Below are 14,157 nucleotides of genomic sequence, written 5' to 3'. Positions count from 1 at the left end.
GTAGAAAATTCAGGGAAATTGTTGCCGGTGATAAACAAAAATTGTTCATATGAAAGCCGCATTTTTTTGTTAAAGCTAGGGTAGTTGGGTATTTAAACACTTAGAGTGGCAATTATATACACTTAATTCACGTTGAGGCCTCCCCAGCCGGATCGACATGGTATGATCTTTGAAAATGGTGGTCAGAACAAAATGAAAAATATGAAAACACTAAGTAAATTCTTTTTAATCCTCATTTCGTCAATCATTGTTTTATCCGGTTGTAAAAGCATGAACAAAACCCAGAAAGGTGCCGCAATTGGTGTCGGTGGTGGTGCTGCAGCAGGTGCAGTTATCGGTAGGGCCGCAGGAAACACTGCAATGGGTGCTATCATCGGTGCAGCAGTCGGTGGTGTTACAGGCGCCGTTATCGGACGCAAGATGGACAAACAAGCAGAAGAAATTAAAAACGAAGTTCCAGGTGCCAAGGTTGAACGTGTAGGCGAAGGAATAGTGGTTGAGTTTAACAATAAAGTTCTATTCGCCGTTGATAAGGCCGATTTGTCATCTGCCGCTGAATCTAATCTGAACGAACTGAAAGATGTGCTTACTAAATATCCCGATACTAACATCGAGATTCAGGGACATACAGACAGCGATGGAACAGATGCACACAACAAAACCTTGTCTGATCGCAGGGCAAGTTCAGTTGCAGGTTATCTCCGCGAGAAAGGTGTACCTACAGGAAGAATTGTAACAAAAGGATTTGGTGAAACTGCACCAAAATATGGTAATGATACCGAAGACGGGAAAAGCCAGAATCGTCGTGTGGAATTCCTGATCACCGCAAATGAAAAAATGAAATCAGACGCGAAAAAAGAATCTGGTACAGGAAGTTAGGTCACTCCAATCGTCACTTAAAGAAAGTATTAATTTAAAAAACAGAATATGAAAAAATTAAGTTTAGCAGCAATCGCAGCGTTAGGTTTATTATCGACGGCATCTATGGCACAGTCACAAAGCGTTGAAGTTGGCGGAACAACCTTTGGTGTTCGGGCCGGTTTAAATTTGCAAAATATCAATGGCCGCGATGCCAGCGATGATAGGCTGGAAAACAAACTCGTTCCGAGGTTTCATGTTGGAGTGAATGCAGAGATACCAATTGCACCAGAATTTTATGTACAACCGGGTTTGTTATTTTCAACTAAGGGAACAAAATTTAATGATGCATTTGGTGGAGATCCAACGCTCAACCTTTCCTATATCGAGATTCCAGTGAATCTTTTATATAAACCCGTTATTGGTAATGGTAAATTATTGGTTGGTTTCGGACCTTATGTTGCTTATGGTATTGGCGGAAAGTACAAGACAGATGGAGATGACAGGAAAGTTAAGTTCAAGGGCAAGGTTAATGCGGATGACATTGATCCAAATGTAGTTTATTTCAAACCATTTGATGCAGGCGCAAATATACTTTTCGGATATGAATTCACTAATCGGTTTTCTGCCCAGTTGAATGCACAACTTGGTTTAGTAAATATCAATCCAGATAATTATGCTATGCCAGGCACAGACTCCAGGGCTGCAAACACAGGGTTCGGTTTATCAGTCGGATATAGATTTTAACTATAACTTCAAAACAGGAGCTCATCAGTCAATTGTTAACAATACGATTGACTGATAATTTCAAATGGTTAACAATGATGATAATAAGTCTCAATCATCAACAGTGACGCTTAGCTGATCGGTCTTAATCATCAACAGTGACGATCACCAAAAAGTGTTGCAGTTGCCTGCAACACTTTTTGGTTTTTGTTAACAAATAAATTTGCGGGGAACACCGGTTCTCCAATCAGTCTATGAAATAAAAGAAGTCTACTAGTTAAATAGACTTTTTTTTGAAAAAGTCGCTGAACTTTTTGGTGGTTTGCAATTCTGCTCTATCTTTGTCGCAGTTCTTTAATCATTCTTATCTAGAAAGGCTGAGGGTAATGGCCCTGGGAAGCCTTGACAACCTGTCGCGAGCAATCGTGATAAGGTGCCAATTCCATCTCCCTGTCGGGAGGCAGATAAGTCAGATTCAACGCTCATAAATATCTTCAATATATTTTAAGCTCTTCTGACTTTACGGAAGAGCTTTTTTTGTGCCATAACTGGTCAATAGAGCTGTGTCCGCTGATAAGAAATGTTCATGATTGATTCTGCGATTGCGGGATCATTCTTTAAACGGTAAAACATTTTTAAACAGTAAAACATTTAGTAATGCAGGATTCAACAAAGCTCATTCACAGTATCCCCGTCGACGAACAAACAGGCGCTATTTCCGTTCCTATTTATCAGACCTCCACTTTTGTACAGGAAGCGCCGGGTGTAAACAAAGGTTATGATTATGCAAGAAGCGGTAACCCGACCCGGGCGGCACTCGAAGACATCGTAGCAGAACTTGAAAATGGTACGGTAGGACTTGCTTTTGGAAGCGGACTGGCAGCTATCGACGCCGTGTTAAAATTATTAAAATCGGGCGATGAAATTATTGCGGTAGATGATATCTATGGTGGTGCATTCAGGCTTTTCACCCAGGTTTATGAAAAATTCGGAATCACGGTTCAATATGTTGATGCAACTGACCCCGCAAATGTCTTCAATGCGGTAACTCCAAATACAAAATTAATCTGGATTGAAACACCCACCAATCCAACACTGAAAATTGCAGATATCGAAGCAATCGCACGTATCGCAAAATCCAATAACTGTTTACTTTGCGTGGATAATACTTTTGCTTCACCCGCATTGCAAAAACCTCTTTCGCTGGGAGCTGATATTGTAGTACATTCCGCTACTAAATATCTCGGCGGGCACAGCGATATTATTGCAGGCCTGGTCATTACAAAAGATCGTGAACTGGGCGCTAAGGTAAAATTCATGCAAAATGCCTGCGGCAACATATTAGGTCCTTTCGATAGCTGGTTGCTTATCCGGGGAATTGAGACACTGCCATTGCGGATAAAACAACATTGTATCAACGCCCAGGCAGTTGCTGAATGGCTGGTAGCTCACCCTGCGGTTGATAAGGTATTTTATCCGGGGCTCGCTTCCCATCCTAATCACAAAATTGCAGCAAAACAATCAAAGGGATTTGGAGGAATTGTATCTTTCACTTTGAAAAATGATACCGAAAGCGCTGCAAATCTGGTCGTTACGTCTACTGAGCTGTTCAAACTGGCTGAGAGCCTGGGGGGCATCAAAAGTCTGCTTTGTCATCCCGCACAAATGACCCATAAATCAATACCAACCGAAAGACGCCGTGCGGCCGGTGTTGCCGATAGCCTGATCAGGTTGAGTGTGGGACTGGAGGATGTGGATGACCTGATTGCGGATCTCGACAAGAGCCTGAAAAAAATAAAAATAAATACCAGTTTAGGGGATAGTTCCGAATCTTTTGTCCCTTTAACTTTACTAAAATAGTATTCTCCATTTTATAAGTATTTTTATTAAGCAATCTTCATTTAACGAAAGCGCCTGCTTCAAAACTCTAAAAAACAACGATCATGAGCAATCTTCATTTTGAAACGCTTCAATTGCACGCCGGTCAACAAATCGATCCAACAACAAAATCACGAGCGGTTCCAATCTACCAGACTACTTCTTACGGATTTGACAATTCGGAGCATGCAGCAAATCTTTTCGGACTAAGAACGTTCGGAAATATTTATACAAGAATAATGAATCCCACCACAGATGTGTTCGAACAAAGAATGGCGGCGCTGGAAGGTGGAGTGGCTGCACTGGCAACAGGTTCAGGACAGGCAGCACAGTTTCTTGCCTTGAATAACATACTCCAGGTTGGTGATAATTTTGTGACCACCCCATATCTTTATGGTGGCACCTACAATCAATTTAAAGTTGCTTTTAAGCGGTTAGGCATAGAAGTTAGGTTCGCGGAAGGTGATAATGTTGAAAGTTTTGCGAAACTCATTGATAAAAATACCAAGGCGATTTATCTTGAAACCATTGGTAATCCACGTCTGAATATTCCTGACTTTGAAAAGTTTGGAGCGCTTGCAAAAGAATATGATCTGCCGTTGGTGGTTGACAATACTTTTGGTGCCGGGGGTTATTTGTTCCGCCCGATTGAATGGGGTGCAAATATTGTAGTTGAATCTGCAACAAAATGGATAGGTGGTCATGGAACAACCATAGGTGGTGTGATTATCGACGGTGGAAATTATAACTGGGCGAACGGTAAGTTCCCGCAGTTCACTGAACCATCGGAAGGTTATCATGGATTGAAATTCTGGGATGTATTTGGTGAAGGAAATCCATTGGGACTGCCAAATATTGCATTTGCAATCCGTGCAAGGGTTGAAGGCTTGCGTGACTTTGGAGCTTCACAAGGACCTTTTAATTCATTTTTGCTATTACAGGGAATCGAAACACTTTCATTACGGTTAGACAGGCATGTTGAAAACGCATTGAACCTGGCCCAGTGGCTTGAAAAACATCCGCAGGTTGAGTTTGTTGAATATCCAGGACTCAAATCAAGCCCTTACCATGAGCTTGCAAAAAAATATCTCACAAGAGGTTTTGGTGGGATACTCAATTTCGGTATAAAAGGCGACAAGGAAAATGCCAGCAAGTTTATTGATTCATTAAAACTGGTAAGTCATCTTGCGAATGTCGGCGATGCAAAAACACTCGCAATTCATCCCGCTTCTACCACCCACGAACAATTGAGCGTTGATGAGCAGCTCGCGGCAGGTGTGTCACCAAACCAGGTAAGAATCAGTGTAGGCATTGAACACCTGGACGATATCAAAGCGGACTTTGAACAGGCTTTTGAAAAGGTTTTTGCAAAACAGCTGGTAAGCTAATACCTGTTTTGCTTTTCGTCTAAGCTAATACCTGTTTTGTTTTTCATATAATGTACCTGCTGCTTCAATAAATAAGCAGCAGGTACATTCTTTCTTATAAATTTGCCCCAATGCCCCAGAAAATTTTCCGTTATGAAAAGAATTTCAGTTTAGAGAGCGGGGAAACGCTCAACGGATATCACCTTGCTTATACTACTTATGGTAAACTTAACGAACGGAAAGATAATGCAGTCTGGATCTTCCATGCTTTAACAGCAAACAGTGACCCGGCCGAATGGTGGACGGGCCTCACAGGAAAAGATAAACTCTTCGATCCTGCTCACTATTTCATAGTCTGCGTTAATATGCCCGGTAGTTGTTATGGAAGTCTCGGCCCGCTGGATATTGATCCCTCAACGCAAAATTCATGGTTTCACCGGTTCCCGCTTTTTACTCCAAGAGATATGATAAGGGCTTATCAGCCACTTAGAAGTTTTCTTGGAATCAAAAGGATAAAGGTCGGAATTGGCGGATCTATGGGTGGCCAGCAGTTACTTGAATGGGCCATTGAGGAACCATCTTTGTTCGAATTCATCTTTCCTATCGCGACCAATGCTGTTCATTCACCCTGGGGAATTGCCTTTAATGCTTCGCAAAGACTGGCCATAGAATTGGATAGTACCTGGAAGGATGAGCACCCGGAAGCCGGCATTGAAGGCATGAAAGTGGCAAGAGGCTTCGCATTGATCTCGTATCGCCACTATAACACCTACGGTAAGGGACAAACGGAACATGATGACAACCTGATTGATGGTTTTAAAAGCGAATCCTACCAACGTTACCAGGGTGAAAAACTCGCAAAACGATTTAATGCCTTCAGCTATTATTTTCTCAGCAAAAGTATGGACAGCCACAATGTCGGCAGGGATCGCGGCGGTATATCCAACGCATTGAAGTCAATCCGGGCTTCAACCCTGTCAATAGGTATTGAAACAGATATATTATTTCCTATCCAGGAACAGCAGCTCCTGGCAGATGAAATACCCGGAGCCGCATTTACCCTCATCCGGTCCCCATATGGCCATGATGGGTTCCTGCTCGAATTCGATCAGCTTGCCCCCATTATTTCATCTTTTGCAGGATTGAAATCCGTACCAACGGTTATAGGTTAACCCAAATGCATTGTTATAAGTTAACCCTAATGAATTGAAATAATTTAACACATTTTATAAAACACAGATAATCAACATTATGCTTATGCGCATCCATTTTGCTCTTACCTATAATTGTTGATTATTGCACATCTATACAGTAAATTTGCAAATCAGATTCCACTTAATATATAAATAGTTTCATGGACGCACACAAGCAGTTAACCATCGGGTTGTTTGGTTTCGGAGTTGTAGGAGAAGGATTATACAAAGTCCTCCAACAAACACCCTCTCTAAAAGCATCAATAAAAAAAGTTTGTATAAAAAACCCAGGCAAGCCGAGAAATGCTCCCGCCGATTTATTTACAACTGATAAAGATGTGTTGTTGAACGATGCAGATATTAATGTAATCGTTGAAGTAATTGATGATTCAAATGCAGCATTTGAGATTGTTTCTACCGCACTGAGGAATAACAAATCAGTAGTTAGTGCAAGCAAAAAAATGATTGCCGAACATTTACCAGAGATCTTGCAGATGCAACAGGAAACAGGAGAATCATTTCTCTGTGAGGCGGCTGCCTGCGCATCTATCCCTGTAATACGGAACCTCGAAGAATATTATGATAATGATCTTTTACATTCGATAAAAGCGATTGTAAACGGTTCAACAAATTTTATTCTGACAAAAATGTTTGAGGATAAGCTCGAGTTCAAAGCAGCTTTGGTGCTTGCTCAACAACTTGGCTTTGCAGAATCTAATCCCAAACTCGATGTGGAAGGATACGATGCTGTAAATAAATGGACCTTTTTACTCACCCATGCTTATGGTATAGTTGAACATCCTGATAATCTTGTTTTCACTGGAATTCAGAATATCCAGGCAGGTGATGCCACAGTAGCGCATGAAAAGCATTTCGAAATCAAACTTGTAGCCCAGGCAAAAAAGCTTAATACAGGAAAGGTAGCAGCCTTTGTACTACCACAGTTTGTGAAACAGGATGACCCGCTATCTTTTGTTAAGAACGAATACAATGGTGTTGTTATAGAAAGCGGGTTTGCCGATAAACAGTTTTTCTATGGGAAGGGAGCCGGAAGTTTTCCGACAGCTTCAGCGGTGTTGAGTGATCTTTCCGCTTTGCGTTATCAATATAAATACGAGTATAAAAAATTATATCATCATACACCACATGAGCTGACCAACGATTTTTATGTCCGCGTTTATCTCAGTTTTGATGACTGGAAATATATCCCCCGCGAAAAATTTGAATGGATCGAAGAATGGCATGCTCAGCAGGAACGCAAGTACCTGGTAGGGGTTTTGCATTTCAAGGAATTGAAAGAAAACACCTGGTGGCGTGAGAACAATACTTCGTTGATATTGGCACCCGAACCTATCATTGAAGATATCGAGATCAGGAAGCTGAAAAAAAAGAGCCTTGAACTGGCTGGTGTAATTTAAATGTAGAGGTAAGATAGTCAACAGACTTCTTCAGTAGTTATATAACTCAGACATTCGATATAGTTAATCAGAATAGTTAATCAGGATAGTTAATTATAATAGTTACTCAGAATTGTTATTGATGACAGGTTTATTTAACCTGGTATTATTACACGAATAATATTGAAAAAGGGTGTACGAATACGTGCACCCTTTTTTTATTTAACCGTCCGAAGTATGTGTTTAACTTTCAGTCTCTTCTTTCACAGGAGCTGTTACCGCTGCCTGGTCAACAGGCCATGGTTCATCTTCCTTCTTTTTGCCCATCACAAACTTTTTGATGAAGGCCCCGATAGCAACTATACCGATCAGGAGCAATTTCCAAAACTTTAGTAAAAAGACAAAAAGTCCTGCCTTTGCGAGCACCTTACCAGCAACCAGGCCGCCAATGGTCCAGGCTGCGATCTTATCTGCCTTTGGATCAAAATCCTTATAGGCATTTCCATCAGTAAAGGAAGGGATCTTTAACACTTCCGGAATACTTGCTTTAACAGTAGCAAGCTCACTCATGGTTGATACAGCATTCATATGAAGGATACCATTTCTACCAAGAACCATTACCGTATAATTGAGCGTATTTTCTTCGGCACCTTCCACTTTCAGATTTTTTGCCCAGTGCAGCGTCTTATTGGTTTTATCATAATACGGTATAGCTGCCCATCCAATAATTTCTATTGTCGATGCTCCTGCTGCCTGGCGTTGTTTATTGGCTTCAACCTGGTCTTCCTTCATTCCCTTCAGAATATCAGCATAGTCTATTTTCTCTGCGTCATCATCCTTTACATAACCCATGGAATCATATGAAATGATGAATACATAAGAGCCTTCAGTAAAGGGATCTGTATCAGCAGGAAATAAGGTACCAAGAATTCCTTCCTGGGGAAGATTGCCCCATAGTTCTTCTACCACGAACTTTGATTGTTCGGAATTCAAAAATTTAAACTTTTGAGGAACATTCAATTTTGCAACGCCACCGGCGAGTTCAACCGTACCGTGCTGCCAACGCAATGCTGTTTTTACCGAGTCAACATATTTTTGCCACATTGCGGCTTGTAGCTCAGTTGAATCACCATTGTTTCCTGCCCTTACATTTATGGAGACCAGGAACAACAGGCATATGCCGAAAATACGAGTCATTAAATAAAGTTTAGGGAGTAAAAATGGAAAAAACTTCCTGTACCTCAAAGTAACCCCCTATTTTATTTACGCCCTATACCCTCTTAATAGTATTCTTGTCAAAGACCGGATATTTTTATTGTCAAAGACTTAGCAGATAGCTATGAAATTTACCGTAATCGTTATCCATTTGAATGGATGACTTTTGTTTTCCCGAAATTGCTTTGATCGCAGGTGGCAGATCGATTGTCTCGTTGATGATCGGCTCAACCACATCATAAAATTTTACAGGATGGGCTGTTTCAAGGATTATACCTTTTTGCCCGGATTCAGAAGAGGTATTCGTTGAAAGATATTTTTGTAAAGCCAGGTAAGCAACTGCTCCATGTGGATCGAGCAGGTAATCTTTTTCCAGGTAAACCTGTCTTATGGTTTCAGTTGTTTCCTCATCAGAAATGCTATATGCAGTTACCTTGGATGACAGCTCCTGGAAATCTTTATTAAACATCTCCAGTATTCGCACAAAGTTGCTTGGATTACCAACATCCATCGCATTGCTGATAGTTGCAACCGCTTTTTTGGGATGATACTCCTGCGTGTTGAAATAATTCGGCACCGCGTCATTCGCGTTACATGCGGCAACAAAATGACCTACGGGTAAGCCTGATTTGTTTGCGAGCAGGCCGGCGCAGATATTACCAAAGTTGCCGGATGGCACAGAGATGACAGGTGGTTGTTTAGCTTTCCATTGTTGCAATGCAAAGAAATAATATAATTGCTGCGGTAGCCATCTCGCTACGTTAATTGAATTAGCAGAAGTTAAAAAGAGGTTGTTTGTTATTGAATCATCAGCGAAAGCGTGTTTCACCATTTGCTGGCAATCATCAAAATTACCATCCACTTCCAGGGCTGTAATATTTCCACCCCAGGTTGTCAATTGCAGTTCCTGGACCTTACTCACTTTGCCTGACGGATAAAGTATCACTACGTTTACTCCTTCCACACCCGCAAAACCTGCTGCAACAGCTCCACCGGTATCCCCGGAAGTAGCTACCAGGACGGTGATTTTCTTATTCAATGTTTTTGCAAAATAACCAAGGCAACGACTCATAAACCTTGCTCCAACATCCTTAAACGCCAACGTTGGTCCATGAAATAATTCGAGGGAAAAAATGTTCTCAGCTACCTTAACTAATGGAAATTCGAAGTCAACAGTTTCAGCCGCGATAGACTTAAGAATATCAGCAGGAATTGCATCTCCCACATATGGTTTCATTACTTCAAAAGCAATGGCCGATCTAGACATTCCTGAAAAACTATTCAGTAACTCCGGCGAGAGCACAGGTATCGATTCAGGAAAATATAAACCTTTGTCGGGAGCCTGTCCGTTGATAGTCGCTTCCCTGAAATCTACATGCGGCGCAATTTTTCCTGTACTATAATATAACATGACTGAAATTAACTTATAACTTTTTTAAGAAATGTTTTTGCCCCAGGGTTTAAGAAATGAATATTACTTCCAAATTTTTTGAGAAATAATCTTTTATTCCCTGGTTCTTTAGCAATGACTTTTAATAATTTTTACTCCCGGGCTCTTAATCAATAATTTTTTATCCGCGGGCTCCTAAGTAACGATTTTTACCCCCGAGCAGTTAATAGTAGTAACATAGGTTTTGTAATCGATACCAATCCGCTGATAAATTCCTGACATTATTTTTTCGACAGTTTCAGCAGTATCTTTTTCAACACTAAGCATAAAGATAGATGGACCCGAACCCGAAATTCCTCCGCCCAAAGCACCGGCTTCCTTACATGTTTTTTTAACTTCGTCGAAACCGGGTATAAGAATACTTCTGACCGGCTCAATGATCACATCCTCCAATGACCGGCCAATAAGATCGAAATCATTTTTCATAAAGCCAGCAACAAGGCCGGCAATATTACCCCATTGTCTTATTGCGTTTTTCAACAACACTTCCTTACGCAAAATTTGCCTTGCATCGGAAGTCTTCACTTCGATCTGAGGATGTACAACAGTTACATATAATTTTGGTGAAGCAAGCGGGATGATATCAAGCGGAAAAATGGAACGGACCAATGTAACTCCACCATAAATACATGGTGTTATATTATCCGCGTGCTTTACTCCTGATGCCAGCTTTTCTCCATGCATAGCGAACCGAACCAGGTCCTCATTTGAAAAACGGTTACCCAGCAGATGATTCGCCGCCACCACTGCCCCTGCCGAACTGGCTGCACTAGAACCCAGTCCACTGCCAGGTTTGATGTTTTTTGTTATGGTGAGATCAAAACCAGGTTTATCGGTACATTCATGCATAAGAGCAAGCAATGCTACACCGGAAACATTTTTTGTTGGCTCAACCGGCAGGTTATATTCATCATTGTGTTTGATCCTGATTATACCCTCATCATTCAGAGAACATTCCATGATGTCGCTTGGTTCTTCCAGGGCAAGGCCAAGTATATCGAATCCACAAACCAGGTTAGCTATAGTTGCCGGTGCCGCGACCTTTACATATTTCATCCGTTCATTTTTATTTTTGTTGCCTGTTGTCCATCCATGTTTGTTGGCTTTTGTCCATCCATGTTTTTTCATTTGACCGACACTATCATTCAGCACCTTTATCACCATTTGTATTCAGCATATTTGCTCCTGAATATTTTGTATAGAGCATAATTGCTCCGGTATCTTTTGCATAACACATAGATCAGGTTCTCGCAGCACGGATAATATCAGCAAATACTCCTGAAGCAGTTACTTCAGCACCAGCTCCCGCACCCTTTACTACCAGAGGCTGATCAACGTACCTGTTTGTATAAAACAGTACGACATTGTCTTTGCCATATAAATGATAAAGATCATGCTGCGGGTCTATATGTTGTAACCCTACAGCAGCTTTTCCATCTTCATAGCTGGCAACAAATTTCAGTTTTTTTCCAGCAGCTGCGGCCTCGGTGTACAAAGCTTTGAAATGTGCCTCATGTTTTGCCATTTCTTTGTAAAAATTATCTACATCACCCTTCATACAGGATTCAGGCATAAAAGAATTATTGGCAATATCTGTCATTTCCAGCCTTTCGCCGGTTTCACGGGCCAGGATCATGATTTTACGCATGACGTCGGTACCACCCAGGTCCAGTCTTGGATCAGGTTCGGTATACCCTTCATCCTGCGCCTGTTTTACCACTTCCGCAAAAGATCTTTCGCCATTATAATGATTGAAAACAAAATTCAGGGTTCCACTCAATACTGCTTCAATGCGATTTACTGTATCACCACTTCTTAATAAATCATTCAATGTGCCTATCACTGGTAAGCCGGCACCCACATTTGTCTCAAACAAAAAATGTGCATTGAAATCACTTGCAAGATCCTTGAGTTTACGGTAATATTCGTAAGATGATGAACAGGCTACCTTATTACAAGCCACAACTGATATGCTTTTTTGTAATAACAGATCATATTTTGTCGCCAGCAAATCATTGGCAGTCACATCCGCAAAAACAGAATTTCTCAGGTTTTTAGAATGAATAATATTGATGAAATTATCAAGTTGCATGGTTTGCCCATTATCCAGGGCTTCTTTCCAGGCACCTAAAGGAATCCCCTCATCATTAAAAACCATTTTACGGCTGTTAGCCAGTCCTATAACGCGTACCTGTAGCCGAAGATGTTGTTGCAGATAAGCTTGTTGCTGCTTAAGCTGTGCAAGAAAGCGGCTGCCAACATTTCCTACACCCGCTATAAATAAGTTTAATTGTTTATAAGTTGTTTCGAAGAAGTCTTCATGAAGTACATTGATGGTCTTTTTCACATCAGCCACCGCGATAACGGCAGAAATATTCCGCTCGGATGAACCCTGTGCTATAGCGCGAACGTTTACGCCGTTCCTACCCATAGCACTGAACATTTTACCACTGATGCCTGGGTGACTTTTCATATTATCTCCCACAAGTGCAACAATGGAAAGTCCCAGTTCCAAGACCAGCGGCTCCACTTTACGGGTATCTATCTCAAAGCTGAAAGCCTTGTCAACAGCCAGCTTGGCTTTTACTGCATTCACCTCATCAATGGCTACGCAGATGGAATGCTCAGATGAACTTTGGGTGATCAGGATAACATTGATCTGTTCATTTGCCAAAGCTTCGAATAAACGCTTCGAAAATCCGGGGATGCCAACCATCCCGCTTCCTTCGAGGCTCAGCAATGCTACATTGTTAACACTGGAGATGCCACGGATATTCTTGCCATTGGTATTTGCTGAAGTTTCAATCAGGGTGCCCATATCTGAGGGAATAAATGTATTTTTTATCCAGACAGGTATGCTCTTTGCCATCACCGGTTGAATGGTTGGCGGATATATGACTTTCGCGCCGAAGTGGGAAAGTTCCATTGCTTCCTGGTAAGAAATCTCGCTGATAACCCTGGCGTTAAGCACTATGCGCGGATCAGCTGTCATCATACCTGAGACATCAGTCCAGATTTCTAATTTCTCTGCATCTGCAGCCGCTGCAAGAATGGCCGCTGTATAGTCAGAACCTCCCCGTCCAAGCGTGGTTGTTGCACCGTGACTGTCCGAAGCAATGAACCCGGGTGCCACAATTACTGCTGCATTCGTTACCTGCAGATATGTCTTGACTTTATTATCAGTTGCGGGGAAGTCTACTGCAGCAAAACCAAAAGAAGAGTTGGTCTGGATCAGTTCACGTGAGTCTTTCCATTCATTGCTGATACCCAATGCTGTAAGTTTCGCAGCAACGATACGGGAGGAAATGAGTTCACCATAACTTACTACCCGATCCAATGTACGTGCCGAAAGTTCGCCCAGCAGGTATACCCCGTTACAGATATCTTCCAGCTCATTGCACATTGTTTTAACCAGGCTCAGAACCCCGCTCTGCTTATCAACCGGGAGCAGGGCTTTAACAGCCTCCAGGTGCCTTTGTTCCACTGCAACCAACTTGTCTTTATAAGTTTCATCTCCTGCAGCAGCAGCTTTACCAGCTCCTATCAGTATATCTGTAATGCCACCAAAAGCCGAAAGAACCACAATACATTTACCGGTTACTGGATTTTCTTCTATTATTGCTTTTTCGGACCGGGATTGATCCAGGATGGTTTGTTCTGAAATTAATTGCTTAACAATAGCGGTAACCTTATTAATATTTTCCGCATTGGCTACTGAAGTACCGCCAAATTTAAGAACCTGCATATGGGTAATTTTGTATTAAGTTGAAGGGAATGAAAGTTGATTGGATCAGAGAACAGCCAGGGGCCCATTGGATGATATGAAGATATGCAACCCTTAACGGGTTGTAATTGTAATAATAATGGAAGATGCTACACCTGTAGCGCCTGTGAAAGAAGTAATATGAGATGTCTGGCTCGTCATGATTAGGCGCCGAAGATAATGCGCCTTTCCGAAATAACAAGCGTTAGTTTTCTGTTTCCTTTGTGTGTCGTAAGTTTACATTGGCATTTGCCATTGAATTACAAACTTTACCTGGGCATTTCATACCCCTATGCTGCGGCAGAAAAGT

General features: G+C 41.6%; 10 protein-coding genes and 1 riboswitch. Of the genes, 6 read left to right on the top strand and 4 right to left on the bottom strand.

The window, feature by feature from the left end; translation table 11 throughout:
- The first annotated feature begins 201 nt into the window (after window positions 1-201).
- From VK664_RS07495 to VK664_RS07470, 6 genes are all read left to right on the top strand, one after another.
- A complete protein-coding gene (locus tag VK664_RS07495; protein WP_461398011.1) occupies window positions 202-879 on the top strand; it encodes an OmpA family protein in 678 nt (225 codons plus the stop codon).
- Window positions 880-927: 48 nt separating this feature from the next.
- Window positions 928-1,605: a porin family protein gene (locus VK664_RS07490; protein WP_461398010.1), complete on the top strand. Its 678-nt coding sequence runs from the start codon at window positions 928-930 to the stop codon at window positions 1,603-1,605.
- Between the two features lie 340 nt (window positions 1,606-1,945).
- Window positions 1,946-2,055, top strand: a riboswitch (SAM riboswitch).
- Window positions 2,056-2,241: 186 nt separating this feature from the next.
- The gene (locus VK664_RS07485; protein ID WP_461398009.1) at window positions 2,242-3,444 is read left to right on the top strand and encodes a trans-sulfuration enzyme family protein; all 1,203 of its coding nucleotides are present in this window, start codon (window positions 2,242-2,244) and stop codon (window positions 3,442-3,444) included.
- Between the two features lie 83 nt (window positions 3,445-3,527).
- Window positions 3,528-4,850 carry an O-acetylhomoserine aminocarboxypropyltransferase/cysteine synthase family protein gene (locus VK664_RS07480; RefSeq protein WP_461398008.1) on the top strand — a complete coding sequence of 441 codons (1,323 nt, stop codon included), beginning with the start codon at window positions 3,528-3,530 and terminating at the stop codon, window positions 4,848-4,850.
- Between the two features lie 110 nt (window positions 4,851-4,960).
- Window positions 4,961-6,001, top strand: a complete 1,041-nt coding sequence (locus VK664_RS07475; RefSeq protein ID WP_461398007.1) for a homoserine O-acetyltransferase family protein — start codon at window positions 4,961-4,963, stop codon at window positions 5,999-6,001.
- Window positions 6,002-6,183: 182 nt separating this feature from the next.
- A complete protein-coding gene (locus VK664_RS07470) occupies window positions 6,184-7,440 on the top strand; it encodes a homoserine dehydrogenase (RefSeq protein ID WP_461398006.1) in 1,257 nt (418 codons plus the stop codon).
- 222 nt (window positions 7,441-7,662) lie between these two features.
- Here the strand turns inward: VK664_RS07470 and VK664_RS07465 are convergent, their stop codons facing one another.
- The 4 genes from VK664_RS07465 to thrA all read right to left on the bottom strand — a co-directional run bounded on the left by VK664_RS07465 (window position 7,663) and on the right by thrA (window position 13,829).
- Window positions 7,663-8,616 (bottom strand): DUF2167 domain-containing protein, encoded by a 954-nt coding sequence (locus tag VK664_RS07465; protein WP_461398005.1) that lies wholly within the window; start codon window positions 8,614-8,616, stop codon window positions 7,663-7,665.
- A gap of 121 nt (window positions 8,617-8,737) precedes the next feature.
- Window positions 8,738-10,045 carry a threonine synthase gene (thrC, locus tag VK664_RS07460; protein ID WP_461398004.1) on the bottom strand — a complete coding sequence of 436 codons (1,308 nt, stop codon included), beginning with the start codon at window positions 10,043-10,045 and terminating at the stop codon, window positions 8,738-8,740.
- Between the two features lie 174 nt (window positions 10,046-10,219).
- The gene (locus VK664_RS07455; protein WP_461398003.1) at window positions 10,220-11,248 is read right to left on the bottom strand and encodes a homoserine kinase; all 1,029 of its coding nucleotides are present in this window, start codon (window positions 11,246-11,248) and stop codon (window positions 10,220-10,222) included.
- 76 nt (window positions 11,249-11,324) lie between these two features.
- Complete coding sequence (gene thrA / locus VK664_RS07450; RefSeq protein ID WP_461398002.1) at window positions 11,325-13,829, bottom strand: bifunctional aspartate kinase/homoserine dehydrogenase I; 2,505 nt, start codon at window positions 13,827-13,829, stop codon at window positions 11,325-11,327.
- Between the last annotated feature and the right edge of the window lie 328 nt (window positions 13,830-14,157).

Source organism: Flavitalea sp. (assembly GCF_035489435.1).
In the GTDB taxonomy this organism is placed as follows: Bacteria; Bacteroidota; Bacteroidia; order Chitinophagales; family Chitinophagaceae; genus DATHKG01.
The sequence above is the reverse complement of the archived record's forward strand: the minus strand, read 5'-3'. Positions and strand labels throughout refer to the sequence as shown.

Coding starts and splice junctions, on each gene's coding strand:
- VK664_RS07490 (WP_461398010.1), top strand. CDS start 928: ATGAAAAAATTAAGTTTAGCAGCAATCGCAGCGTTAGGTTTATTATCG.
- thrA (WP_461398002.1), bottom strand. CDS start 13,829: ATGCAGGTTCTTAAATTTGGCGGTACTTCAGTAGCCAATGCGGAAAAT.
- VK664_RS07455 (WP_461398003.1), bottom strand. CDS start 11,248: ATGGTGATAAAGGTGCTGAATGATAGTGTCGGTCAAATGAAAAAACAT.
- VK664_RS07470 (WP_461398006.1), top strand. CDS start 6,184: ATGGACGCACACAAGCAGTTAACCATCGGGTTGTTTGGTTTCGGAGTT.
- VK664_RS07475 (WP_461398007.1), top strand. CDS start 4,961: ATGCCCCAGAAAATTTTCCGTTATGAAAAGAATTTCAGTTTAGAGAGC.
- VK664_RS07495 (WP_461398011.1), top strand. CDS start 202: ATGAAAACACTAAGTAAATTCTTTTTAATCCTCATTTCGTCAATCATT.
- VK664_RS07465 (WP_461398005.1), bottom strand. CDS start 8,616: ATGACTCGTATTTTCGGCATATGCCTGTTGTTCCTGGTCTCCATAAAT.
- VK664_RS07480 (WP_461398008.1), top strand. CDS start 3,528: ATGAGCAATCTTCATTTTGAAACGCTTCAATTGCACGCCGGTCAACAA.
- thrC (WP_461398004.1), bottom strand. CDS start 10,045: ATGTTATATTATAGTACAGGAAAAATTGCGCCGCATGTAGATTTCAGG.
- VK664_RS07485 (WP_461398009.1), top strand. CDS start 2,242: ATGCAGGATTCAACAAAGCTCATTCACAGTATCCCCGTCGACGAACAA.